At 47.0% G+C, this 24,032-nt stretch carries 31 protein-coding genes; 18 read left to right on the top strand and 13 right to left on the bottom strand.

All coding sequences use genetic code 11. The features are described 5' to 3' along the window. The first annotated feature begins 4 nt into the window (after positions 1-4). The 6 genes from HYU97_06255 (at position 5) to HYU97_06230 (ending at position 5,827) form a co-directional block, all read left to right on the top strand. The gene (locus HYU97_06255) at positions 5-1,084 is read left to right on the top strand and encodes an ABC transporter permease (protein ID MBI2336346.1); all 1,080 of its coding nucleotides are present in this window, start codon (positions 5-7) and stop codon (positions 1,082-1,084) included. 139 nt (positions 1,085-1,223) lie between these two features. Continuing rightward, positions 1,224-2,213, top strand: a complete 990-nt coding sequence (locus HYU97_06250; GenBank protein ID MBI2336345.1) for an ABC transporter permease — start codon at positions 1,224-1,226, stop codon at positions 2,211-2,213. Further along, complete coding sequence (locus tag HYU97_06245) at positions 2,210-3,211, top strand: ABC transporter ATP-binding protein (protein MBI2336344.1); 1,002 nt, start codon at positions 2,210-2,212, stop codon at positions 3,209-3,211. Before HYU97_06250 ends, HYU97_06245 begins: the two co-directional genes overlap by 4 nt. A 267-nt stretch (positions 3,212-3,478) precedes the next feature. Next, entirely contained in the window at positions 3,479-4,468 is a 990-nt protein-coding gene (locus HYU97_06240) for an ATP-binding cassette domain-containing protein (GenBank protein MBI2336343.1), read from the top strand. A 49-nt stretch (positions 4,469-4,517) separates the two neighbouring features. Beyond that, positions 4,518-5,174, top strand: a complete 657-nt coding sequence (locus tag HYU97_06235; protein ID MBI2336342.1) for a hypothetical protein — start codon at positions 4,518-4,520, stop codon at positions 5,172-5,174. Next, positions 5,171-5,827 carry a hemolysin III family protein gene (locus tag HYU97_06230; GenBank protein ID MBI2336341.1) on the top strand — a complete coding sequence of 219 codons (657 nt, stop codon included), beginning with the start codon at positions 5,171-5,173 and terminating at the stop codon, positions 5,825-5,827. The genes HYU97_06235 and HYU97_06230 overlap by 4 nt, the downstream gene beginning before the upstream one ends. Here the strand turns inward: HYU97_06230 and HYU97_06225 are convergent. The 4 genes from HYU97_06225 to HYU97_06210 form a co-directional block, all read right to left on the bottom strand. Continuing rightward, a complete protein-coding gene (locus HYU97_06225; protein MBI2336340.1) occupies positions 5,812-6,129 on the bottom strand; it encodes a type II toxin-antitoxin system RelE/ParE family toxin in 318 nt (105 codons plus the stop codon). The genes HYU97_06230 and HYU97_06225 overlap by 16 nt on opposite strands. Next, positions 6,129-6,398 carry a type II toxin-antitoxin system Phd/YefM family antitoxin gene (locus HYU97_06220; protein MBI2336339.1) on the bottom strand — a complete coding sequence of 90 codons (270 nt, stop codon included), beginning with the start codon at positions 6,396-6,398 and terminating at the stop codon, positions 6,129-6,131. The genes HYU97_06225 and HYU97_06220 overlap by 1 nt, the downstream gene beginning before the upstream one ends. A gap of 78 nt (positions 6,399-6,476) precedes the next feature. Next, a complete protein-coding gene (locus tag HYU97_06215) occupies positions 6,477-7,229 on the bottom strand; it encodes a hypothetical protein (protein ID MBI2336338.1) in 753 nt (250 codons plus the stop codon). Positions 7,230-7,367: 138 nt separating this feature from the next. Beyond that, positions 7,368-8,558 (bottom strand): hypothetical protein, encoded by a 1,191-nt coding sequence (locus tag HYU97_06210; GenBank protein ID MBI2336337.1) that lies wholly within the window; start codon positions 8,556-8,558, stop codon positions 7,368-7,370. A 165-nt stretch (positions 8,559-8,723) separates the two neighbouring features. Here HYU97_06210 and HYU97_06205 point away from each other — a divergent pair, with 165 nt between their 5' ends. The 4 genes from HYU97_06205 (at position 8,724) to HYU97_06190 (ending at position 10,219) form a co-directional block, all read left to right on the top strand. Next, a complete protein-coding gene (locus tag HYU97_06205; GenBank protein ID MBI2336336.1) occupies positions 8,724-8,993 on the top strand; it encodes a type II toxin-antitoxin system Phd/YefM family antitoxin in 270 nt (89 codons plus the stop codon). After that, a complete protein-coding gene (locus tag HYU97_06200) occupies positions 8,990-9,280 on the top strand; it encodes a type II toxin-antitoxin system RelE/ParE family toxin (protein MBI2336335.1) in 291 nt (96 codons plus the stop codon). The genes HYU97_06205 and HYU97_06200 overlap by 4 nt, the downstream gene beginning before the upstream one ends. Positions 9,281-9,533: 253 nt before the next feature. Beyond that, entirely contained in the window at positions 9,534-9,782 is a 249-nt protein-coding gene (locus HYU97_06195) for a hypothetical protein (protein ID MBI2336334.1), read from the top strand. Next, positions 9,779-10,219, top strand: coding sequence for a PIN domain-containing protein (locus tag HYU97_06190; GenBank protein ID MBI2336333.1), 441 nt, complete (start codon positions 9,779-9,781; stop codon positions 10,217-10,219). The genes HYU97_06195 and HYU97_06190 overlap by 4 nt, the downstream gene beginning before the upstream one ends. Here the strand turns inward: HYU97_06190 and HYU97_06185 are convergent. Genes HYU97_06185 through HYU97_06175 form a run of 3 tightly spaced genes read right to left on the bottom strand, consistent with a single transcriptional unit; the run spans position 10,216 to position 12,115 of the window. After that, a complete protein-coding gene (locus HYU97_06185) occupies positions 10,216-11,100 on the bottom strand; it encodes a polyprenyl synthetase family protein (GenBank protein ID MBI2336332.1) in 885 nt (294 codons plus the stop codon). The two genes, HYU97_06190 and HYU97_06185, sit on opposite strands and share 4 nt — an antisense overlap. Then, positions 11,100-11,333, bottom strand: coding sequence for an exodeoxyribonuclease VII small subunit (gene xseB / locus HYU97_06180; protein MBI2336331.1), 234 nt, complete (start codon positions 11,331-11,333; stop codon positions 11,100-11,102). The genes HYU97_06185 and xseB overlap by 1 nt, the downstream gene beginning before the upstream one ends. 53 nt (positions 11,334-11,386) lie before the next feature. After that, a complete protein-coding gene (locus HYU97_06175; GenBank protein ID MBI2336330.1) occupies positions 11,387-12,115 on the bottom strand; it encodes a hypothetical protein in 729 nt (242 codons plus the stop codon). A 511-nt stretch (positions 12,116-12,626) separates the two neighbouring features. Between HYU97_06175 and HYU97_06170 the strand changes: the two genes are divergently transcribed. Both HYU97_06170 and HYU97_06165 read left to right on the top strand, forming a co-directional pair. After that, positions 12,627-13,568, top strand: coding sequence for an aldo/keto reductase family protein (locus HYU97_06170; GenBank protein MBI2336329.1), 942 nt, complete (start codon positions 12,627-12,629; stop codon positions 13,566-13,568). 172 nt (positions 13,569-13,740) lie between these two features. Then, positions 13,741-14,217 (top strand): hypothetical protein, encoded by a 477-nt coding sequence (locus tag HYU97_06165; GenBank protein MBI2336328.1) that lies wholly within the window; start codon positions 13,741-13,743, stop codon positions 14,215-14,217. 176 nt (positions 14,218-14,393) lie between these two features. Here the strand turns inward: HYU97_06165 and HYU97_06160 are convergent, their stop codons facing one another. Genes HYU97_06160 through HYU97_06145 form a run of 4 tightly spaced genes read right to left on the bottom strand, consistent with a single transcriptional unit; the run spans position 14,394 to position 16,791 of the window. Further along, on the bottom strand, positions 14,394-15,014 hold the full coding sequence (locus HYU97_06160) for a tetratricopeptide repeat protein (protein MBI2336327.1): 621 nt from the start codon (positions 15,012-15,014) through the stop codon (positions 14,394-14,396). A gap of 45 nt (positions 15,015-15,059) precedes the next feature. Continuing rightward, positions 15,060-16,343 carry a glutamate-1-semialdehyde 2,1-aminomutase gene (gene hemL, locus HYU97_06155; protein MBI2336326.1) on the bottom strand — a complete coding sequence of 428 codons (1,284 nt, stop codon included), beginning with the start codon at positions 16,341-16,343 and terminating at the stop codon, positions 15,060-15,062. 15 nt (positions 16,344-16,358) lie between these two features. Then, the gene (locus tag HYU97_06150) at positions 16,359-16,583 is read right to left on the bottom strand and encodes a type II toxin-antitoxin system HicA family toxin (GenBank protein ID MBI2336325.1); all 225 of its coding nucleotides are present in this window, start codon (positions 16,581-16,583) and stop codon (positions 16,359-16,361) included. Next, positions 16,576-16,791 (bottom strand): type II toxin-antitoxin system HicB family antitoxin, encoded by a 216-nt coding sequence (locus tag HYU97_06145; GenBank protein MBI2336324.1) that lies wholly within the window; start codon positions 16,789-16,791, stop codon positions 16,576-16,578. The genes HYU97_06150 and HYU97_06145 overlap by 8 nt, the downstream gene beginning before the upstream one ends. A gap of 216 nt (positions 16,792-17,007) precedes the next feature. Here HYU97_06145 and HYU97_06140 point away from each other — a divergent pair, with 216 nt between their 5' ends. The 4 genes from HYU97_06140 (at position 17,008) to HYU97_06125 (ending at position 18,267) form a co-directional block, all read left to right on the top strand. Next, on the top strand, positions 17,008-17,229 hold the full coding sequence (locus HYU97_06140; protein ID MBI2336323.1) for a type II toxin-antitoxin system HicB family antitoxin: 222 nt from the start codon (positions 17,008-17,010) through the stop codon (positions 17,227-17,229). After that, the gene (locus HYU97_06135) at positions 17,226-17,420 is read left to right on the top strand and encodes a type II toxin-antitoxin system HicA family toxin (protein MBI2336322.1); all 195 of its coding nucleotides are present in this window, start codon (positions 17,226-17,228) and stop codon (positions 17,418-17,420) included. The genes HYU97_06140 and HYU97_06135 overlap by 4 nt, the downstream gene beginning before the upstream one ends. Before the next feature lie 132 nt (positions 17,421-17,552). Then, positions 17,553-17,924: a type II toxin-antitoxin system RelE/ParE family toxin gene (locus tag HYU97_06130; protein ID MBI2336321.1), complete on the top strand. Its 372-nt coding sequence runs from the start codon at positions 17,553-17,555 to the stop codon at positions 17,922-17,924. Between the two features lie 19 nt (positions 17,925-17,943). Beyond that, a complete protein-coding gene (locus HYU97_06125; protein MBI2336320.1) occupies positions 17,944-18,267 on the top strand; it encodes an XRE family transcriptional regulator in 324 nt (107 codons plus the stop codon). A 132-nt stretch (positions 18,268-18,399) separates the two neighbouring features. Here HYU97_06125 and HYU97_06120 read toward each other — a convergent pair whose 3' ends face one another. Together HYU97_06120 and HYU97_06115 are read right to left on the bottom strand one after the other, a co-directional pair. Then, positions 18,400-20,241, bottom strand: coding sequence for a hypothetical protein (locus HYU97_06120; GenBank protein ID MBI2336319.1), 1,842 nt, complete (start codon positions 20,239-20,241; stop codon positions 18,400-18,402). A gap of 91 nt (positions 20,242-20,332) precedes the next feature. Beyond that, on the bottom strand, positions 20,333-21,037 hold the full coding sequence (locus HYU97_06115) for a hypothetical protein (GenBank protein ID MBI2336318.1): 705 nt from the start codon (positions 21,035-21,037) through the stop codon (positions 20,333-20,335). A gap of 186 nt (positions 21,038-21,223) precedes the next feature. Here HYU97_06115 and HYU97_06110 point away from each other — a divergent pair, with 186 nt between their 5' ends. Both HYU97_06110 and HYU97_06105 read left to right on the top strand, forming a co-directional pair. Next, positions 21,224-22,375 carry a thrombospondin type 3 repeat-containing protein gene (locus HYU97_06110; protein MBI2336317.1) on the top strand — a complete coding sequence of 384 codons (1,152 nt, stop codon included), beginning with the start codon at positions 21,224-21,226 and terminating at the stop codon, positions 22,373-22,375. After that, complete coding sequence (locus tag HYU97_06105; protein ID MBI2336316.1) at positions 22,372-23,898, top strand: thrombospondin type 3 repeat-containing protein; 1,527 nt, start codon at positions 22,372-22,374, stop codon at positions 23,896-23,898. The genes HYU97_06110 and HYU97_06105 overlap by 4 nt, the downstream gene beginning before the upstream one ends. Positions 23,899-24,032 lie beyond the last annotated feature (134 nt).

Raw genomic sequence — 24,032 nt, 5'->3', positions numbered from 1 at the left:
AACTATGTTAAACTATATCTTCAAACGCCTGTTACTCATGATTCCCACCATGCTGGGCATTACGCTGGTTACATTTTTCATGATCAAGCTAGCCCCGGGCGATCCCATTACCATGAAACTCAATTTAGAAGGGTTGGCTAAAAGCGAAGAAGTTTCACCTGAGGTCATTAAAATGATGCGTCGGCAATATGGCTTAGATACGCCATTGCCCACCCACTACGATCGACTCATCAAAAACCTAAAACCCCAATGGTTAGCCAAAGCCGGGCGTTGGTTTGGTGAAAATGCCATTCAGTATCGCAAGTGGTTCCTTCGTATTGCCGTGTTTGACTTTGGGCGTTCGCTTAAACCCGATCGTCGCCCCGTGCTTGATAAAATCCGCGAAGCCTTGCCCGTGACTTTAACTCTCAACATTTTAGATATCATCATTGTTTATACAGTGTCGGTGCTGTTGGGGGTTTATTCGGCTCTAAATCGCAACACCCTCAAAGATAAAATCATGATGGTGGGGATGTTTGTCCTTTACAGTTTGCCCAGCTTTTGGATCGCTATTTTGTTGCTCATGTATTTTGCCGGGGGCGAACATTTTTCATGGTTCCCTTTAGGGGGCTTTTTGTCCGATGGCATGGACACCGCAGCTTGGTACGCTAAGGCGGGCAACATTGTATGGCACCTGGTTTTGCCGGTTGTGGTGATGGTGTATGGCAGTTTTGCTTTTTTGAGCCGCTTTACGCGTGCCAATATGCTCGAGGTGCTAGGCCAAGACTATGTGCGCACCGCGCGGGCCAAGGGGCTTAGCCCAGGGGTGGTGATTTGGCGCCATGGTTTACGCAATGCCATGATTCCACTCATCACGCTCATTGGTACCCTGTTGCCTGAATTGTTGGGTGGCTCGGTGATCATTGAAGAGATTTTTAATATTCCCGGCATGGGGTTGTTAAGTTTTGAATCACTGAAGGCGCGCGATTATACCACCATTATGGGGATTGCGACGATTTCAGCAGGGTTAACCTTAATTAGTTTATTTTTAGCGGATCTAGCCTACAAGTGGGCCGATCCGCGCATTACGTTTGAAAAATTATGATGTCATTTATGGATCCCGGGCTAGATCCGGATTGATGTGCCCCCGTCATCCCGGGCTTGACCCCGGATCCAAGTCCGGGGCAGGCCCGGGATCCATGATGGAAGAAATTAATATGGAAAAAGTCTTGAGTTACCGCCAAATGGTATGGCGACAATTTAAAGTCAGTTGGCTTAATCGCTTGGGCCTATGTATCGTGATTCTGCTTGCCCTCATGGCTTTGTCTGCCCCTTTCTTGGCCAATGGCCGGCCTTTGTTGTTGCGTCATGAGGGCAGCACTTATTTCCCTGTTTTGCAAAACCTCTGGCCCTTTTCGTATCTCAAACTTTATCCTCAAATCGATGACGATACCTGGCAAACGATGATGGAAGAAACCGGTTGGGCCTATTTTGCCCCCGTGCCTTATTCACCAGGCGATTATGATCTTGACGCAAGTCTCTTAGCCCCAAGTTCGGCGCATTGGTTAGGCACCGACGAACAAGGCCGCGACATTTTAAGCCGCATGATTCATGGTAGTCGCATCTCATTGTCCGTCGGTTTCGTGGCGGTGTCGATTTATACCTTGATTGGGGTTTTCTTCGGGGCGCTGGCTGGCTATTTTGGTGGCAAAATGGATTGGATTCTCTCTCGCGTCATTGAGGTAATGATTTGTTTTCCAACATTTTTCTTAATCATCACGATCATCACTCTCGTGGGAGGCTCTATTTATAATATCATGATCGTCATTGGCCTAACCGGCTGGACCGGTATTGCCCGGCTCATTCGGGGGGAATTTTTAAAACTGCGTCATCAAGATTTTATCGTGGCCTGTCGAGCGCAGGGTATGGGGGTCTTTCGCATCATGCGCAAACACCTCTTGCCCAACGCTTTAGCGCCGGTATTTGTGTCAGCCACTTTTGGGGTGGCCAGTGCCATTTTGGTGGAATCGAGCCTTTCGTTTATTGGCTTTGGAGTGCAGCCGCCCACCCCCAGTTGGGGCGATATCCTTTCGCAGGCCAGTGATTTTATCGATATCGCTTGGTGGTTAACATTATTTCCGGGTATAGCTATCTTTTTGACGATCACGGCGTTTAATTTGGTGGGAGAGGGGTTGCGTGACGCCATTGATCCAAAACTCAAGAGTGTAGAATGAAAAAAGCTGCGGATCCATTATTGTTAAAAGTCAAAGACCTGGTTACGACCTTTACGCTTAAAGGCAAAAAACTCGTGGCGGTCGACCACGTGAGTTTTGACCTACGGCGGGGGCAGATTTTGGGGATTGTGGGCGAATCGGGCTGTGGCAAGACGGTCACTAGTTTATCTTTAATGCGGCTGGTTGATGCCCCGGGTAAGATTGAATCTGGAGAAGTCTTTTTATTTACCAGCCAAGAAGAGCAGCCTGCCTTGCCGGTTGATTTATTGAAACTCAACGAAGAAAAAATGTGCGAGGTGCGAGGGGCCAAGATCGCCATGATCTTTCAAGAACCCATGACCAGCCTCAACCCGGTTTATACGGTGGGCCAACAAATTATGGAGGCCATTATTTTGCATCAAAAGGTCAATAAAGGGCGGGCCCGCGAGTTGGCGATTGAAATGTTAACCAAGGTTAAAATCCCTGACCCCGAACGTCGCATTGATGACTACCCTCACCAAATGAGCGGTGGCATGCGGCAACGGGTGATGATCGCCATGGCCTTGTCTTGCCACCCCGATATTTTAATTGCCGATGAACCCACCACCGCGCTGGATGTAACGGTGCAAGCGCAAATTTTACAATTAATTCGTGAATTGGTTGCCGAGATGGGCATGGCGGTCATCCTCATCACCCACGATTTAGGGGTGGTTTCGCAAATTTGTGATGAAGTGTTGGTGATGTACGCCGGCATGGTGGTGGAGCAGGCTCCCGTAGGGCGGCTACTTAGTTTACCCAAACATCCCTACACGCTAGGGCTACTGCATTCCATCCCCACCTTGCGTCAAAAAACCGGAACTCTTGCGTCAATTCCTGGCAAGGTCCCTGATTTGGCAGAATTACCAGAGGGCTGTCGTTTTGCCGACCGCTGCTTTAATGTGAGCGCGGCTTGTCACTTAAAAGTGCCAAGCGAAAAGTACGTAGGAGAAGGGCAGAATTTACGATGTCTGAATTATTAATCTTTTGTCATTGCGAGCCTTTTATTCTCTGTCATTGCGAACCCAGCAGGGTGAAGCAATCCAATGCGAAGCATTGTCCCGAGGTTTTGCGAGGGATCTCTTCGTTTGTAAGAGATCCTTCGGCTAAAGCCTCAGGACGACCTTTGGTCGGATTGCCACGCTCGGTATCATGGGTCCCCGCCCCCCGATCGGGGTCGAGGGCATACTTCGCGGGGATGACATCGTTCGCAATGACAGAAAACATGTGCTTTGTAATGATATGAAATTATGACTGAACTTCTTAAAGTTGACAATTTAGTGAAACATTTTCCCATCCGCAAGGGATTTCTGGGCCGCACCGTTGGCCAAGTGCAAGCGGTCAATGGGGTGAGTTTTACCTTGCAAAAGGGCAAGACTTTGGGTCTTGTTGGCGAGTCGGGCTGTGGCAAAACCACGCTGGGGCGCATGATCATGCGCCTGATTAACCCAAGCCAAGGCAAAATTTATTTTGACAGCACCAACCTTACCGATCTTACCGAGGGGCAATTGCGGCCCTTGCGCCGGCATTTTCAAATGATTTTTCAAGACCCTTATTCTTCACTCAATCCCCGGATGCGAGTGGGGGACATTTTAGAAGAACCCCTCATCGTGCAAAAAATTGGGGATTATCCAGAACGGCAAAAACAAGTGGAGGCCATGCTCGACCGAGTGGGGCTGCCGCACAACGCCCGTAGCAAATATCCCCACGAATTTTCCGGCGGCCAGCGCCAACGCATTGGCATTGCCCGTGCCCTCATGTTGCATCCGCAATTAGTCGTGGCCGACGAGCCGGTGAGCGCGCTCGATGTTTCAATTCAAGCCCAAATTATTAATCTTTTAAAAGAGCTGCAGCAAGAGATGAACCTCACCTATATTTTTATTGCCCACGATATTAAAGTGGTGCGGCATATCAGCGACGAAATTGCGGTGATGTATTTGGGCCACGTGGTAGAAACCCTGCCTGCCGATCAGCTTTTTCAATGCCGTCATCCTTATACGCAGGCCCTGTTGGGTAGTGTGATGGAGGTTTCGGTGGAGCGTAAACCCCCTAAATTATTGGGCGGTGAGGTGCCTTCGCCCATCAATCTTCCGGAGGGTTGCGTTTTTCACAAACGCTGTCAGTATGTCCAAGACCTTTGCAAAAACACACGGCCCGGCTTAGAAACCTTTGAACCTGGCAAGTGGGTGGCCTGCCATTTGGCCCGAGAGATTCCACCCGTAAATTCCAACGGATCTTGACATGCCTTCCCCTTGTAATCTATGAAGGGGAGATCTGTCATGCAATACTATGAAGAAATTATTTCTAATCCTAACTCTTTTTTTAATCTTCACGGCCTGTTTTTCAGCACGGCAATCTGGGGTGAATAAAAACGTTTCGGCCGTTGGTTTAAAAGTTCCCAAAAAAGGGCTCACCATCGATGCCAACTATGACCCTCGGTTAGATAATTTAATCCCTGGCTATAAAGTTATTACCATTGCGTTAACCAATAATTCCTTCGAGGTCTTAAAACTCAACCCGCTCAAAGACCGCTGGGTTATTGAAGATGCCAATGGTCGCAAACACAAGGCCACCAATAGTGTTCGCATTCAAGACCCTCGGGTGTTTGCCATGTTGCCTGCCCAGGTCAAAAAATTGATCGACTATCCCAGTGGCATATCCGTGGGCTATACCGAAACCTTTGATGTATTTTTTCCCGAAGATACCGATTTAGAGGCGTTTCGTTCGGTGAGTTTTTATAACTCAGGGTTGGGTGAAAATTTTGATATTGTTTCAATTGCCGAAGATGATCCTCGGCACCAACAAGCCCCGGCCGAAGTTGAGGTGCCTGAAAATTTCCCCAATCAATACAAGCAATACTATAACCCTAAAAAAATTCCCACCAAAGGCACTTTTAAAAAAATAAAATCAGCTCAAAACGAGCAAGAAGAGGAATTCGTTCAGTGAACTCGTGCAAAACCTATGAACTTCCTCCTCGCAAATTAGGGGAAGAAATTGCCAACAGCATCACCCACGGTATTGGCTGGTTATTAGCCATCGTGGGGCTGATTGTGTTGGTGGTTGAAGCCGCTCAATTTGGCAATGCGTGGCACATTGTGAGTTGCAGCATTTATGCCGCAACCCTGGTTTTCATGTATGCCGCGTCAACACTCTATCACAGCCTCACCAACCCTCGGGCCAAGTTTGTCTTTCGCGTCATCGAACATTCGGCCATTTTTATTTTAATTGCTGGCACCTACACACCGTTGACCTTAGTAAGCTTACGTGGGCCCTGGGGTTGGTCGATCTTTGGTGTGGTGTGGGGCATTGCCATCGTCGGCATTCTTTTTAAGACTTTATTACGCAAGCGATTTTCATGGTTATCAACCCTCTTGTACGTGTTGATGGGTTGGATCATCGTTGTCGCCCTCAAGCCCCTGTTGCAAATGTTCCCCGCCGCTGGGCTAAAATGGCTCTTATGGGGCGGGCTTTTTTATACCGTGGGGGCCGGCATTTATTCCCTCAAACGCCTCCCTTATGGCCACACCGTTTGGCACGTCTTCGTGCTAGCCGGCAGTGCCTGTCATTACTTTGCGATTAAGTTCTACGTTATTCCTTGAGTACTAAATAAGGAGAAGATTCTTTTTGAATGTAACACTCTTAAAATTCGCACTTCTTTTGAATGAAGTTTATAAATAATGCGGCAAGGAGTGATGATAAGTTCGCGGTAATTCTCAAATAAAGTTCCTTTAAGTTCTGGAACTTTTCTTCCTCTTTCAGCAAAATTTTCCAAAGATTTAATTTTGTTTTTCAAGAGAACTTTAAATTTCTCAGCAGCCATGGGTTTGTCGAGGCGAATGTACTGAATCATTCGCTCAATGTCTTTTTGGGCAGGGTTGGAGAGAAAGATTTTTCTTTTCATTACATCTTATCGAGTTGAACTTCGAAATCTTTCCATTCTGAAAAATCACCACATGCAAATGCGGTTTCGCCGGCGAGGATGGCATCAATCATTTCGAGCCGTTTAAGTTGTTCCTGATATTCTTGAACGTCCAGGCAAACCATGGCGGCCCTGCCATTTTGAGTAATTAAAATAGGCCTACGAGTTTGACGAATTTTTTTGATAACCCTTCCTGCCTGATGCATGAGTTCCGTTACAGGGATAATGTCTTGTTTAAGGTTCGATTTCATATAATTTAAATCTAATTTAAATTTACTATTATTCTAGAAAGATTGCAAGTAGTGGTTCCTTCCACTGTAACCCTTTCACTAGGGATAAATCGTATATGGCATTCCTTTTTGTTGCAGCTTTTGATAGATTTGTCTTGCTTGGTCCCCTCTCACGATCATGGCCCTTGTATTGGCCCCTTCGAAAATTTTAACTGCATTTTGCTCTGGATTAGGAATCATATCCGACGAACCAACTCCTGTTTGAATATGAATTTCATCGGATCCTATGAAGTGAAATAAAAGAGCAATGTTATTATAGGGGTTTGATTCCGTGGAATTTTTGGCTGGATTTCGGACAATAGCTAGCGAGTCAACCTTGCAGCTTTCTCCCGGCCTTTTACAGTGAGTTGTTTGAAAGGTTAGCATAGTGGCAACCAAGTCACTCTGTGCCTCAAGTGCAACATCCAGCATTTGTAGGGCCAGAGGGAGTCCGTTGGCCAAATTTTCTCGATGTTTGCCTTTTTGAGTCTCAAAAGCAGTGGGGCCGAACAAAATAAAAGCCCTTTTCCATGGGGGCTTGGCATCGGGATGATTAGAATCCGTCAGTTGGATGACCTGTTTCTTTAGAAACCTGTCAAAACCTTGAGGTGTATAATAATGAGTATGTAGAGATTCTCCTTCTTCACGCCGTCCAACAATGGCTATGGGAAGAGGTTGCCCTTCCTCAGGAAAACCTTCAATTTGCACTGGATACGTTCCTCCAGCACTATCTTTGCATTGATAGAGATAACGCCTGGATCCGTAGTCCTCGCACTCTGTAAGAACAAAAATTCGATTAGGAACAAACCACACCCTATTACCCCTTAATCCACCCCAAACTAGTCAAGTTATCAGTTATTTTAAAAAAGGGTTGTGTCAATATTTGTGCTTCGGAACCCTTTCCCAACATGGCGCCTGCCATTATTTTGCGATTAAGTTCTACGTTATTCCTTAAATCGGAGTAGAATTTTCTATACTCGTTAGTCTAAAATAGATGGCGGTATAGATGATGAGACCTTTAAAAGTATTGTCTGAGGTGATTTCGCAAGGCGCTCCCGAGAACATTTGATAGACTGTGGCATAAAGGAAAGAAGTCAGAAAATCCTCGTTCCAACCCGCCTTTACCAAGCCGTCCTGGCTTAAACAAGTCCACGCCCAACCTGGCGGAGGAGTGGGTGAATCATAAATAAGAGAATCAATTTGTTGTGTGGCATGCCTTGCAAAGCCTTGCGGGTCATACTTAAGGTCTGGAGAGGCTGAGGCTAGGAGGGCAGATTCTAGAATGGTTTGATTTAACATTTGAGAATAGGCCGCAAGGTTGATCATGCCAGTAAGGGTATCAGCCTTATCAACCGAACAGTTATTTGTGTGTTTTTGCCCACTTGCTGCCACTTCAGGATGCTGCCACATCGCAAACTCTTGATTGAAGATCCGTTGCCGCCACGCCACTTGCGTGTAAGCTTCAGTTTCGTTCAATGCCCAGCCGATAACTGGGCCTGCCTCACCCTGGCATTGCCAAGCATAGCCCTTTAAAAGGGTCGATTCGTCTGAAATCAAAAAGGCATCGGCGCCTTGCAGATCAGGGGTTGCGTGAGCGGCTAATTGCATGGCCTCATAATCAACCCACCCTAAAAATTGTTGATCGAGCGCCATTTGCAAGGCCCCGCTTAGCATCGCAAACTCGGGATCCTTAGGGCGATAATAATTGCAAGCCGATTCTGTATAAAAAGAGTGAGCGGCAACAGGGTCTGTCACTCGGCGGCTTGCCTCCAGCGCTTCGCTTTGGTTACTTTCTAAACCAAGGCTGAGTTCTCCATTAACTTCACAAGCCCAGGCCACAGGTTCGGTTCCTGAGGGTAGGAAACTCGTTTCATAATAACGTCGGAAGTCTGTAAGATAAGGCTTGGCACTATTAGCCAACTCGAGGGCACTTTGACCCACCAATTCTTGCTCAATTTTTTGGCCAGCCTGTGTGCTTCTTGGAATCAGGAGACAATCGTTAGATGCTACCAGACTTAAGTCTAGGGCTTGTCCCGAAAATTGAGTTTGGGTGGTTCCCCAAGCCATGGAAGTATGGCCATTATTGCATAGCGCGATATGAGTCGAATCTTGTGGTAATGGATATTCCCCTATTTTTCCCATAAAAACCCCTTCGTTAATCCACCCCAAACTAGTTAAATTATCGGTTATTTTAAAAAAGGGTTGTGTAATTTGAGAACCGTGAGAACCATGAAAGTTCTGTGATAGACCTTGACAATGAATGCTTTAAAGTTTACCTTTAAAAGGCCCTTTAAAGGATACTTTAAAATGATTCATTCCGACAAAATTCTACCTGTGACCCAAGTTAAGCGAGAGCTAATGAAGCTGCTCAAGTCTCTTCAAAATCAAGGGGGTGTAGTGGCTATTACGAAAGATGGGCAAGCCGCGGGTATTTTAATGAGCCCTGAGGAATATGAGGGTTTGTTAGAGACGTTAGAAATTTTGCATGACCAAAGCTTACTCCGTTCTTTGCACCGTGCCTTAAAAGAAAGCCGTGCTAAAAACTGGCATTCTCATCAAGAGGTTTTTGAGGATTGAGAGCGTTTCATCTCATTTATACCTCCGAGGCAAAACTACGCATTCGTCAATTACATCCCGTTTTAAAATCATTGATTCGGTTGGCATTAGATAGCCTCCAGGCAGATCCTTGGGCGGGAAAAGCCCTGCAAAAAGAGTTGACGGGTCTAAGATCCTTGCGCGTCAAACATTTTAGGGTTTTATACCGTGTGGCTGAGGAAGAAAAACAAATCGAAATTCTCACCTTAGGGGCTCGCAAGACAATTTACGAAGATTTTGCTTTGAAATCCAATTTAGCATCAAGGTAATGCTTCAGTCTTGCAGGGAGAGTGCTTGGGTTGTTGAGGAAGCCATCGCGGAAGCGGCGGGGCCCCCATGCGGGTTAGCCGGCATGGAAAGCCGGTTATACCGGAAGGCTTCCGTGCCGGCTAGCCCCATGAGGGTCGCCGATGGAGCGCGGCTGACGAAATAACCCAAGCGCTCTCCCTGCAAGACTGAAGCATTACGCATCAAGATGATTCTATATTGACATTTTGATGTTTTTATATAAAACTTAAAAGCGTGCATCGGACGACCATCCCATTAGAAACAAAAGTTGAAAAAGAACTAAGGCTTCTTTCTTTGCAAGAGAAGCGCAGTTTTAAAGAACTCGTGAATGAATTATTGCGCGAAGGTCTTCAGTCTTATCGAATTCGAAATAAAAAAAAGGTCGAATTTCACTGGAATAGTAGCAAGGCAGAACCGGTTGCTCATTTCGATCCTTCTGATCGTTCAACCTATTTTGATTTAATTTCCAAAAATAACCTGTGAAGGCATTTATCGACACCAACCTATTCGTGTATGCAACTTATTCCAGTTTTCCAGAACATTCTAAGGCCAAGGACTTTCTAAAAAATTGCCTTCAAGAAAATGACTTATGGTATTTTAGTTGGGGAGTCATTTATGAATATTTAAGGGTTGTGACGCATCCCCAACTTTTTAAGGGGCAAACCTTAACCCTTGAAGCGGCCTTACAAAATGTTGTCTTTTTTTCTTCCGCTCCTAACATTACTATTTTGGCTGAAACCGAGGACCATCTTACTTATTTGCGGGACTTATCAAAGTGGAATTTCCGACTGGTTGGGAATTTAATTCACGACGCCCATCACGTAGCCCTGATGAGAGAACATGATATTTCTATCATTTATACGGCAGATTCGGATCTGCACCGATTCCCCAAAATAAAAGTGGTCAATCCTCTCCTTTAATTTTTACGGCTAATGACATATTGAGCAATGGCCCGGAGGGGGTCGGCATGGGCGGAGAAGCCTTGGAGGTTGCCTAGGGCTTCCTCGATTAAATCATGGGCGAGTTTGCGCGAAGTTTCCATACCTAGCACAGAGGGGTAGGTCGATTTTTCTTTGGCGAGGTCGCTGCCTACATCTTTGCCAATCGCTTCACCGCCTTCAATGTCTAAAATATCGTCGGCGATTTGAAAGGCGAGCCCAATGTTCATGCCGTAATGGCCTAGGTTGTTAATTTGTGCTTCCGAACCCTTGCCCAGCATGGCCCCTGCCGTCACCGAGGCTTGAATTAATTTGCCGGTTTTATGCACATGGATTTTTTTTAATTCCTCAGCGCTAATTTTTTTATGTTCACTCTCGAGGTCAACCACTTGCCCCCCCGCCATGCCACCAGACCCTGCCGCATCGGCAATCAAGGCAATGACCTTTAAAAGTTGAGCGGTGTGTGTAGATGGAATAGGCGTTTTGGCGATCATGCTAAAGGCCTCGGTGAGTAATGAATCACCGGCTAAAATTGCAATGGCCTCGCCGTAAACTTTGTGATTGGTGGGGTGCCCGCGGCGCAAATCGTCATCATCCATGGCGGGCAGGTCGTCGTGAATGAGCGAATAGGTGTGGATCATCTCCATGGCGCAGGCCGTAGGAATGGCAACCTCGATATCCCCAGCCACCGCTTCACAGCCTGCTAATACCAAGATAGGGCGCAAGCGCTTGCCGCCCGCCATCATGCTATAACGCATGGCTTGATGCAAACTTGTAGGCCAAGTTGTGGTGGGGAGCAAAAATTTTTCTAAGGCGGCCTCGATGAGAGTCTTGCGATTAGCCAGGTAGGCCTTGAGGTCGATCATGGGGTTTCATCGCTTTCAAAGGGGGCGGTTTCAAGCTCACCGTTCTTTTTCATGAGCTTTTCAACCGTGAGTTCAGCGGCTTCGAGTTCGGTATTGAGCCGGCGAATATGCCCCACCCCTTCTTCAAACAGCTTGAGAGATTTTTCTAAGGCCAGGTCGCCTTCTTCGAGCGCACCTACAATCTCTTCCAGGCGTTCCATGGCCTTTTCAAATGGGAGTTTTTTGGTCATGCCCCCTGGTCTTTAACTCTTGAGGCTAAAAGCCGTCAATGCAAAAGTCGGCGTTATTTTTTGGTGCAGTGGGCAGCCGTGGCTATCGAAGAAATGCTGGTATCGACGCTAAAGCTACATTCGTAAGTGTCGTTGCCTGAAACCACAACGGCCGAACCTTGCACTTCTACATTGGCTTCGTCGTCGTTGTTGGGGTCACCATCTTCGAGTTCAGCCAAATCAAACTTTACAGCAACGTCAAAGCTCATCTTGGCACCATAGTCACCCGACAAAGCAAGCACGCCATTGGTGTTAATGTCGAACACCGCGCTATCATTATTGCCCGAAGCGGTTAAGGCATAATGTGTGGTGCCGGTGATGGTCAGGGTTGCTTTATCACTAAAATTATCAAAGTTCGAATCAACAGAAAAAGAAGCCGAGCCAGCGCCAGAACCATTTTGTGTGCCTGAGCCTGAAACCTTTGCGTTCACAGTCCCTGTTTTGAAACCATTGAGGTTTACATTACCTTCGTTAAGCGAGAAGGTCGTGGCATTGTCATCAATCCCTGCTTGGTCATAGGCCTTATCGGCCAAATCAAAATTAGCTTGGCTTACCATTTCCAAAACATTCGTAACCCAGGCATCAATTGTGGCGTTATTTGCGCCCGATTCAGCAAAAGTAGGCCCTGTGCCTTGGGGTGTGTCTTCTAATTGTTTAGTGAGGTCTTCAATGGGATTACCACCGCCGCACGCCACCAATAAAGATATTAAAGCATAAGCTATTAAATGTAATGTCTTCTTCATAATCAACTCCTTCAATTCATGTCATTGCGAGCCCTAAGCCTGCCCCGGGCTTGACCCGGCGTTATCATGGCCTAAGACCCAGCTAAGTCTCCCCGTAATGGGTTTGATCTTGTCGTATGCAAGTTGAATGCCAAATTGACACGTCCAACCGATTCATAATATAACTATTTGAAATCACTTAAATCAATGTTTGTTTTTATTGTTAATTCATGATAATTTTTATTGATAAAAATGGGGATTAAAGGCTCCATTTTAAAGATGTGTGTGGGAATTCAGCACAACTACGTGACAACGAGAGAGTTCATGAAAGGCGGTGAGTAAAAAAGCCGCACTAAGTTTGACCTCAGCACGGCTTTTCGTTTGTGGAAGGGGATCTAAACTCAACTTAACCTAAACCCTTTTTATCCCCTGTCCCTCACCCCTTACAATACCCTTATCGTCATCCCTCCTGACGGGTTGCGTAAAATCTTAAAAAAATGTAAAGCTTCAAGACATGATGAGCGAAATAACCATGCCTTATCGGGCCTTAGGGCAGTGCGGGGTGAAGGTGAGCACCTTTGCCTTGGGGGGTTGGACAACCTTTGGGGGTAGCGTGACCGATCCAAAAGTGATCCATCAAATTTTGCATCATGCCTATGGTGTGGGCGTTAATTTTTTTGACATGGCTGATATTTATGCCAAGGGCGAGACCGAAAAGGTGATGGGGCAGGTATTAAAAGAGTTTCCTCGCCATACCTTGGTGCTTTCTTCCAAGGTATTTTGGCCCATGAGCGAAGATGTCAACGATCGGGGTTTGTCACGCAAACACATCATGGAATCGGTCGAAAAAAGCCTCAAACGTTTGGGTACCGACTATTTAGATCTGTATTTTTGCCATCGCTATGACGAAGCAACGCCTTTAGAAGAAACCGTGCGGGCCATGGACGATTTAGTGCATCAGGGTAAGGTGCTTTATTGGGGTACCAGTGAATGGACAGCTGAGCAAATCACCGCCAGTGTTGAGTTATGCAAGTCCCGCGGGTATTATCGCCCCAAGGTCGAGCAACCACAGTATAGCTTAGTGGCTCGCAACAAGGTGGAACCAGGGGTGCGACAGGCGGTGAAAGCTGCGGGGATGGGGATGGTGGTGTGGAGCCCGCTCGGTTCAGGTATTTTGACCGGCAAATATGATGAAGGCATTCCCAAAGGCTCCAGGCTCGATCAGATTCCTTGGTTACGGGAGATGGTCTTGACCGATGGTAACATTGAACGTGTCAGGCAATTCAAAACCTTGGCCAAGGAAGCAGGGTGTAGCCGGGCGCAGCTGGCCTTGGCTTGGGTGGCAGCCCAACCTAACGTGTCGAGCGTTATTTTAGGGGCAACGCAATTGACGCAACTGCAGGAAAACCTAGGGGCGTTAAACATCTCTATGACGCAAGAACTTGCGTCAAAAATCGAAGCCATTTTTTCATAATGTCATGGGGCCCCCTGTCATTGCGAGCAATGTCATCCCTGCCCCTGCCTGCGCAGGGGTAAACTCCGGCAGGGATCCATGATGCCGTGGCAATCTTCCATTTTATTCTTCAATTCTCTCCAATGGATAAATATTCATTGTTTTCAAAATTAAATTTTGTCATAAAAGAGAAATGCCTCCAAAGAAAAAGACAGAAACAGAAAACCCCCTTACTCTTTCGCAGCTGGAGAAGTTTTATCAAAAGGTGATTCGGCCCGCTAATTTAGAACAGTTTAGTGAATATTATCAAAAGGTGATTCGGCCCGCTAATGTTGAGCAGTTTGGTGAGTACTATCAGAAGGTGATTCGGCCCGGGAATCTAATTCAATTTGAAGAATATTATCACAAAGTTATTAAACCTGACATCCATGGTATCATCAAAAAAGAGGTGGGAGACCTGCGCCAAGAAATGAATGAACATTTTGAAGATCTTTACAAAAAATTCGAAGATCTGCGCCAGGAATATCTATTTGCCAACGAGCAACTCAAGCGCATTGAAAAAAATTATGTTACCAAAGGGGAGTTACAAGGAGAGATTACTACGCTCAAACAAGATGTGTTGAACCTTTATTCTCGTTTGGAGCAGTTAGAAAGAAATGCCACTCATTAAGGGGGACCTCTAAAAACGACCCATCTGCAGAGCCTGTCCAGAGCGTAAGCGAAGGATTGCCCGCAAAGCCGCGATCCTCACGTATTTCCATATACGCTCCGGTCGCGCCTTTGCGGGCGCCTTGCATCTCACGCCCTTTTTAGAGGTCCCCCCAAATCCAAGTTATTAGAGGTGCCCTAAGGGTTTATGGCTTTGAGTTGTTCGAGGTTTTTTTGAAACAGCGGTTCTTTGCTGCCGGCCTCTTTAACCAATTTCTCAAGAATTTCAATAGCCTGGTCTTTTTGGCCTAGTTTGGCCAAAAGTAAGGCGCGGTCGCTTTCGAAGTAAGGGTCTTGGGGGTTTTTGGCTTTGGCCTGTTCAAACTTTTCGAATGCCGCTTTTAGTTTGCCGGCTTTGGCGAGCATTGACCCTTGCAGGGCGTAGCCGAGATAAAGGTTGGGGAAGTGTTCGGTGAGTAAGTTTGCCCACTGTTGTTGTTGGTCGACTTGGCCTTGGGCTTTGGCTAAATCATACAGCGCTAAATAGGTGCGAAAATCCTCGGGGTCGAGTTTAAAGCTTTTCATCAAATGGGTATTGGCCGCGTCATATTTTTTTAAGATTGTGGCCGTAATTCCAATGTCTTTGAGTAATTCTGCGTCATCGGTGGTGTGAAGGCGGGCCTTTTCAAAATAGTCATAGGCCTTTTCGTAGTGGCCGGCTTTCAGTTCGGCCAAGGCCTTGGCGTGGTCTTTGGGGAATTCTTGAGCATGGGCGGGAAAGATCCAAAACAGAACGATTGTTACTACAATCCACGTCATCTCGTGCTTGACCCGGGATCCATGATGGGGAGGCATTTTCTTCACTTAAGTTCCCAACCTTTCAAACGCTCTGTCAGCGGCCTGTAAAGTTTTGGCAATTCCTTTTGAGCCATGAGCTGCACCGATAAACCAGGCCTCAAAGGGGCTGGGGGGTAGATAAATGCCTTGTTCTAGCATGGCATGAAAGAATTTTTTGAAGTGCACGGTGTTAGATTGCATCGCATCATCTAAGTTAAGCACGGGCCTTGCGTTAAAAAACACCGATAACATGCCGCAGGTACTGGGCACTTGAAGGCCAATCCCATGTTTTTTGCTTAAAGCCAACAGGCCATCGCTTAAGGCCTTCGTTTGTTTTTCTAATTGGCGGTAAAAATTTTTTCGACGGGTGGCTTTAAGCGTGGCAAGCCCTGCGGCCATGGCCAAAGGATTGCCCGACAGGGTGCCTGCCTGGTAAACGCCGCCCTCCGGGCTTACCAGGGCCATAATGTCTTTGCGGCCGCCATAGGCGCCCACCGGCAGCCCGCCACCAATAATTTTGCCTAAGGTCGTGAGGTCGGGTTTGATGTCGTAGAGCCCTTGGGCGCAAGCTTCGTGCACGCGAAAGCCGGTCATGACTTCATCAAACACCAATAAGGCGCCGGTTTGATCGCAAATTTGACGCAACCCTTGCAAAAAATTAGGCTTAGGTAAAACACAACCCATGTTGCCTACCACCGGCTCCACGATGATGGCCGCAAGATCAGCGGCATGAGTTTCGGCGAGTTCTTGAACCGCCGCCAAGTCGTTGTAGGGGGCCACCAACGTGTGAGCAGCAAATTCTGCCGGTATGCCCAGGCTATCGGGCTGACCCAAGGTGAGGGCGCCCGAGCCGGCTTTGACGAGTAAGTAATCGGCATGGCCATGGTAACAGCCCGCAAATTTCAAAACTTTATTCCGACCCGTAAAACCGCGTGCCACGCGCAAGGCCCCCATCACGGCCTCTGTGCCCGAATTGACCATCCGCACCTTTTCGAGGCTAGGGATTTGTGCACATAAAAATTCCGCCATCTTGACTTCGGCTTCAGCCGGTGCCCCAAAACTGGTGCCGTGTTTGAGGGTTTGACGCAAGGCCTGGTTAACCGCAGGGTGCCCATGGCCCAAGATCATCGGCCCCCAACTGCCCACATAGTCAATGTAACGATTACCATCTGCGTCAATCAGATAGGCTTTGCTGGCCCGTTGAATAAACCGCGGAATTCCCCCCACCGACTGAAAGGCCCGCACCGGGCTGTTCACCCCACCGGGCATCACTTTCTCTGCCCGTGCAAATAATTTTTGAGATTGAGAAATTTTACTCATTGCAACTTAAGGATTAAAGAGATTTTCTTTTTTAATGCCGCATTGATTTAAAATGTCGCGCAGGGTTCCTTTAGCAAGTTCTGAATGAAGAGGGACTACCGTTCGGTAAGTTTTTTCAGAGGCGATCTTTTGCAATGAAACGTGGCTACCCTTTTGCCGAACTTCTTCAAAACCGAACTTCTTTAAAATTTTAATGAGTTCTTTCCCCGAAAGAACGGGAAGCTTAGGCATGCGAAGCAACCTCAATCGTTGTCCAAATGGGCGATCCTTCAATGGGGGGTAAGTCTTCTTCTCCAAAACTTTCTAAGTATAATTCGATGGCTTCGGAAAGATTTTTTTGAGCTTCTTCAAAGGTCTTGCCTTGGCTGGTCACATTAAGTTCAGGGCACCGTGCAACATACCATTTTTCTTCTTTTGTGATGATGGCTGAAAACTTCATAAAAAACTCCTCTGATTTTTTAAGAGTATCATAGGTTTTGGTTAAAACTCAAATGGTTATCTTAGCTAAAGGCCTTATAAGTTTTGAGGTAATGAAAGACCCCTATCATGATTCTTGCGTTCCGGGGTGGTGGGTAATCTCATATTGTTTTTCAGAAGTTTTTGTGGCATTAATAAAATCGGGTAAGAAGCAAGTAACGAGTAATGAGAGGTTTTTATGACACGAGTGTTTACCGCAATTTATGAGAAGGTGGGGAAGTGGTATGTAGCCTGTATAGAAGAGGTGCCGGGGGTAAACACCCAAGGGAAAACATTAAAAGAGGCCCGCCGCAATTTGCAAGAGGCGTTGAAACTTATTCTAGATACCAATCAAATCCTTGCAAAGTCTCAACTCCACGATCGTCATTTTATCCGTGAAACGGTCAAGATATCTCGATGAAACGAAAAGTACTTATTCGCCATCTTGAACGCCAGGGCTGCATGTTTTTGCGCGAAGGAGGCAGTCATACGGTTTATTTCAATCCTGTTACGAGGCAAACCTCGACTATTCCAAGGCATCGTGAAATTCACGACTTGTTGGCAAAGAAGATTTGCAAGGATCTCTCGGTGGTTGCTCCAAGTGGAAAATGAGGTAGTGAATGGGTGACCCCCATTCTGACTCTAACTGCCGAGTGAAAATCAATTGAAAATCAAGGGCTTGCAATATATCAAATTTGATATTATTCTCCCTTGAAATACAACCTCAGATTTGAGATAATTCCTATGAGCGCTGTTAACATCATATTTTACAAGGAAGGGAACTCGGTTCCAATTTTGGAATTTATGGAAGAGATCCCTAGGAAAGCGAGCGCGAAAGGCAAGGTTAGATTAGATAGGCTTGCCGAATTAGGAAATGCGCTTCGACGTCCTGAAGCAGATTTTCTAAGAGATGGAATTTATGAACTACGGTGGCACCTTCGGGGCATTCAATATCGGTTGTTGTATTTTTTTCATGGGAGAGAAGCAGTTGTTTTAAGTCATGGAATTATTAAGCAAGCATCAAAGGTGCCTTTAAAAGAAATTGAGCTGGCCTTAAAAAGAAAAATTACTTTTGAGAAAAATCCTGCAGTTCATTCTTATTCTGAAAATAATTAAGGAGATAATGGAGAACAATATGGGAAAAACGACAAACGGTTTAGAAATTCTAAAACGAAGAATAGAAAAAGATCCCGAATGGCAGCGGCTCTATGAGGAAGAAAAGTTAAAAGATCAAATTGCCAGACAAGTGCGCGAATTAAGAATGGAAGCTGGGCTCTCTCAGAAAGACCTTGCAAAGCTGCTAAAGACTTCGCAATCTGCTATTGCGAGATTGGAAGATGCAGATTACGAGGGAAATTCTGTAGAGAAACTTCAGCAAGTTGCTGAAGCTTTAAAATGTCGCTTAGAAATTAAATTTGTAAGACAGAGGGAATTTGAAAATCACGAAGTGCATGCCTAAGAAAATTTCATCTTCTTAATCGGTCTGTCATTCTGAACCATGTCATCCCTGCCCCTGCCTACGCAGGGGTAAACTCCGGCGGGGACCCATGATGGTAAAGAATCTTCCATTTCGGATTGCTTGTTTTTATTATTATTCCACTGAGCGTTCTGGTTCGGGTTCAGCTGGGGGGTTGGTGGCGGGTTGAGCCGGAGCAGCAGTCTTTGTTTTGGCAGCAGCAGCCGCAACGGCAATTTTTTCGTTGGCGGTGTTAATGATTCCAACGGCCGTAGACCCAGCAGTCTTGATCCGGGCATCAAAGTCAGTGATTCCTTGTTTGTTAGCAATGGTACCTGCTCGGGTGGCATTACCTTTGGCTTGCTGGGCGAGTTGTTTGGCTCTTTTAGGATCTTTTTCTAGCGCGGTCCTGGCGTCGGTAATTTTTTTATCTGCGGCGTCGAGTAGGCCAGTGATAACCCTTTTATAATCTGTGGGTCTGGATGGTTCAGCGCGACGAGGTGCTACTGTGCGTGCAGCAGCGGCTGCGGGAGGGGCTTCGGGGGAGGGGGAGCTGAGCGTTGCAATCGCGGTTACGCCGGGCTGGCGATTATAGGCTGTAATGGCAGTATTGTATTCGTTAATGGCTCGGCTTAAATTACCGTGGGCGGCGCGGGTGTGAGTGAGGATTGCATCTCGTAGGGTGGTGTATGCGGCGTTGCTTGAATAATACTGGGTGACGCCGTCGTTGGCCTCTTTGGCGTAAGCTAGAGCGTCGCTATATCTTCGTTGGGCGCTTTCTAGGGCAGCGCGAGCAATGGGGAGGTGAGTGTTGGCTAGGGTTGTGTCACCCCCACTAGCCAGGGAAACTTGGCGTGCAGCTACGGAAGTATCTTCTGTGATTAAGGCTAAGTAGCCACTGTCACCTTCAAACTTTTTTTTTACCACACCAAGCTGACCTAGTTCGGTACTTCCACTAGTATTATCCGCACCCTTTAAGTCTAACGGTGTTCGTGGAGTAGCGGCAGTTGCGCGGGCTTTGGCCGCAGCAATAGCGGTGTCAAGCGTGGCGAGATCTCTTTCAATAGCTACTAAATTAATCTCACTGTCTTGATAATCGGTTTCGCCTAAATTGTTTGAATTGGCGATTCCTTGAGCACTTGAGAGATCGGCTCTTGCCCCATTAGCTTTGCCCTCTGCCCCGCTCACATTAGATGCGACTAACCCGTTCCCTTCTGCAATTTGATCTTTCACCCTTCTAAGGGCATCTTTTACCTGGACAATAGCGTGGTTTCGGTCATCTGCCTCATAGCGTGCATTAATCCCACTAGCGGCATCATAAACATCTTTACCCAAACCAGCGAGGGCTCCAAAATCGATCCCTGTTTTGACTCGAACTGGGGAATCATCACCATTATTATTATAATCGATTCCTTGGCTGGGAGCGCCTTCAATGGCATCTTCTCGATTATAACCGGGTCCAGAAATCACATCCCAACCTACGTTTACAAACAAAAGACCACGAAGTAATCTAAGCTCTAATCCGGTTTGGAGTACGAAACTACTGGAGTCTAAGCCTTTACGTAAATTGCCACCCCCCGTGTCGCAATTACAGGTAAGATCTTGTTGTCCACCCGCTATAAAGGCTGCTAAGCCTATTTCATACCATTTATCAACAGTGCCAGTGATGTTCCAAAGCATTTGGCCTTGGATGGTCCAAACAAATTCTTCAAGTTCGCTTGTTTTCCAAAGGTTGCCATCATCATCATTAATGGCCATGAGCAAAGGGTGGGACCAATTAAAATCTAACATACCACCCAGCATTAAATCGCGATTACCCACCACACTGTGAAGATAACCAATGCCGAAACCTGACGGTTTGGCACCATCCTCCATTACATGGGTGTTCGAAAAAGCCCCCGTATCGCTGGTATCAAAGTCGCTACGGTGAACTTGCCAATTTAAACGTGCTTCAAAACCTTTCCACCAATCATTCATAAATAAAACCTCTTTTTTAAAAGCCCCCTCACCCTGTCTACTAGGGTTATCGTTGGGGTGGTGATTTTGTTTCGTGAATTATGGGCGAGCTTTACTTAAGGGCATCATAAACATCTTTACCCAATCCAAAGAGGGCCATAACGTCGATTCCCGTTGTGACTCGATAGGGAGGGTTATCGCCATTATTATTATAGCCAACTTTTTGGCTAGGGTGCCCAAGAACGGCATTTGCTCGATTAAAAATAGGTTTAGAGACAAGATCCAACCCCACAGCTATAAACCAAAGACCGCAAAGCAATCTCAATTCGGCTCCCGCTTGGAGTACGAAATCGCTGGATTCTACCCCTTCACGTACCATCCCGCCATCTGTGTCACAATTACAGGTAAGTGCTTGCTCTCCACCGCCCAAGAATGCGGCCAGGCCTACTTCATAAAATTGGTCAACGGTTCCTGGGATATTCCAAAGGGCTTGGGCTTTGATCGTCCAAACAAATTCTTCAACCTCGCTTGCTTTCCAAAAGTCGGGTTTACCATCACCATCCTCATCATCATCAAGATAAATGTTCTTAAGCAGAGGGTGGGACCAATTAAAATCTAACATACCACCCACCATTAAATCGCGATTACCCACCACACTGTGAAGATAACCAACGCCGAAACCCGAAGGCTTGCTACTATCTTTCATTTCATGGGTGTTCGAAAAAACATTCGTCGTGCTTGTATCAAAGGGGCTGCGATCGATTAGCCAGTTCAGACGTAGCTCAGCACCTTTTAAGTATTGCCACCAATCGTTCACAGGGCACCTCTTTCGTAAGTGCTACCCTGTCTAATAGGGTTATCGTGGGGATGGTGATTTTGTTTCGTGCAATTATAAAAGAATTCCCCCGAAACATTTTGTGGGGAACTCCGATACCCTATTAGAATGAAACGATTTTTCTTGACACTCTATGTCATAAGTTTTGGGTTGTGGGGGGTGTCGGCCATGGCCAAGCCTTCTGATCCCTATCATTGCACGGTCGAGGTTAAAAAATACGACATTTCCCATCTGGGGTCACTGGCTCGCAAAATCTATCAAGCCTATAACCTCAACCTCGAATGCCTCAACAAAATCGATTTTAAGCTCGTCAATTTTAAGGCCGATGATGAAACCACCTATACCGTTACCCCCGATAGCACGATTGGGGTCATGAATTTGTCTGATACGACCAAAGATGAAGATAAAAATCTGCTCGTGATCGATGGCAATTTGGGTAAAGGCTACAAAGTTATTTTAGATGGCAGCAAGCTCGACCCCGGTGACGCCCTCATGACGGTGGATGCCCCCAAAGGGCGGGTGGTCATCCGCAATTTCGTTGTGCGTAATTTACCCGTGCAGATAGTAGAAACGGGCACTTATCTGCCTTTCATTGAAGAGGGGAAATATGCCCCAGACGATTTTGACTTGGTTTTAGAAAATGTTGAAGTTGAAGGCGATAAAGATCTCGATCACATGCCTGATGAACAAGACAACTGCCCTGAGCATGCCAATGCAGATCAAAAAGACACCGATAATGATGCGACAGGTGATATTTGTGATGAAACTCCCGAGGGGGAACCCGAGCCGGAGACACAACCGGAGTCACAGCCATCTGAATCACCCAGCCCGGCGCCCAGCCCAAGCACACCACCTGTGGCAAGCCCTAGTAGCGAGCCTGAGACTCAACCCGAAACTCAACCCGAAACACAACCTTCCGAATCACCGACGCCTAGCCCTAGCGGCGAGCCCGAGACACAGCCTTCAGGTACACCAACCCCCACTCCAACGCCAACTGCACCCGCTTCAAGCCCAACGCCCACTCCCATCTTTGACATTGCCTGTGAGGGCGATGCTGATTGTGATGGCGTGGCCGATGCCCAAGATAATTGCCCAACGCTTGCCAATGCCGATCAAAATGCCGAAGTTTGTAAACCTGCCACCAGTGAAACCCCCACGGTGAACCAACCACCGGTCGCTACCATTGGTACCAGCGTGCATGATGAAGGAACGGATTGTTTGTTTAGCTTAACTGCAGCTGCGCCTCATTTGGGGAGCTGGTTGTGGGGAATCCCAGTGTTGTGGGGATTGATTTTAAGACGAAAGCGGGGATCTTTATGAAAAGGGGTGTGGGTATCTTGGGGGCCGTGCTGCTTCATTTATTCCTGGCCCAGGCCGCCCAGGCAGAAGATTTTTGCACCGATGCCAACGATGCCTCGGTGGTGAGCACCAAAACTTGCGATCCTGGCAAGGTCATATCCTTATGCCGAAAAATCAATGTTTTTAATGGGGCCAATGGCCAACCTCGAGAATGCCGGGAAAGAATCGATTTTGCGGCTGGTAAATCTTTTAATATTCCCATTCCAATTTTAAGTTTGAACATAGAGGTGGGGCCTGTGTCTTATAATGACTATGGTCAGGAAGTTCAGAATGATCTCAATGGTGATGGCAAGAATCTGATTTTTGATGGATCCAAGGCTCAATCGGTGGTGCTCAATGGGTTGAACGTCAACCCACCCGAAGGCCAGTGTGTTTTTAATATCAACATCACCGATAGCCTCTTCAAAAATTTTACGGTGAAAGCTAAAGATATTAAGAAAGCCTTGTGTACCATGCCCAGCAATAAGTTTGAAAACGTATGGGTTGAAGATGCCTCCGGAAAAAAGGTTCAATTAAATTCCGAAGGGAAATTGCCGCAAGAACCACCACCACCTCCCCCCCCACCACCTCCCGATGAAGATGAAGGTGCAATCAACGATGAAGCAAGTTTTGATCCCCCAAGTGATGAAGAAGAACCGGTGATTGAAGAAGAAGCTGCTGATGCAGAAGGCTATACCACGATTGTGGTGGTCGATTATGGAGTACCGATCGACCCCGTGGTTGAAGCCAGGGATGAAGCCTGGGGTTATGGTGGTTTGATTGCGGATGCAGCAGATGCTGCAAATAACGGTGGGGCTAACAACGGCAATGCAGATAATAATGGTGGGGCGAGCGATGATGCGTCAGAACCGCCTGCCAGTGCGTCAAAAGATGACGATGGTGATGGCATTCCCAATGGGGTCGACAATTGCCCCATGGAGCCCAATGCCGATCAAGCCGATGGCAACAAGAATGGTTTAGGCAATGTTTGCGACCCAGATTACAAACCAGCTGATGAAGACGGCGACAGCTTTGCCAATGAAATCGATAATTGCCCGTTAGAGCCGAATATCGAACAAATCGATTCAGATGCCGATGGTTTGGGCGATGCCTGTGATCAAGATTTTAGTAAAGTGCCCGATGATTTAGACGGCGACGGGGTTAAAGATGACGCAGACAATTGCGTCAATGTGGCAAACCCCGATCAACTCGATTATGACCAAGATGCCGCGGGTAATGCCTGTGATATGACGCCGGGTGAGGCCCCGCCTGCGCCTGCCCCGATGATAGACCCTGGTATTGCCGAAGGGCAGGGAGACCCCGCAGTTGATGATGGGGTTGAGCCCAAAGCAGACGAACCCTTTTTGAAATGCACAATGAGTTTGAGCCCGGCACATAGTAGCCAAGGGCTTAATTTGGGGTTGTTGAGTTTGTTGCTGCCGATTGGGGTACTTCTGTCATTGCGAGCGAGCCCCGTTGGCGAGCGTGGCAATCCCACCGCTTAGGCAGAAGAGATTGCTTCACCCCGCTGGGTTCGCAATGACAGAAGGCCGCCCACACAGGCCTCGCAATGACAGACGCTCCTTCTCAATGACACACCAATCCTTGACCCCCTCCCTCATTAGCGCTAAATCCCTCC

The sequence above is a fragment of the Deltaproteobacteria bacterium genome, assembly GCA_016183235.1.
Lineage (GTDB): Bacteria > UBA10199 > UBA10199 > DSSB01 > JACPFA01 > JACPFA01.
This window is presented reverse-complemented; position numbering and strand designations above follow the sequence as displayed.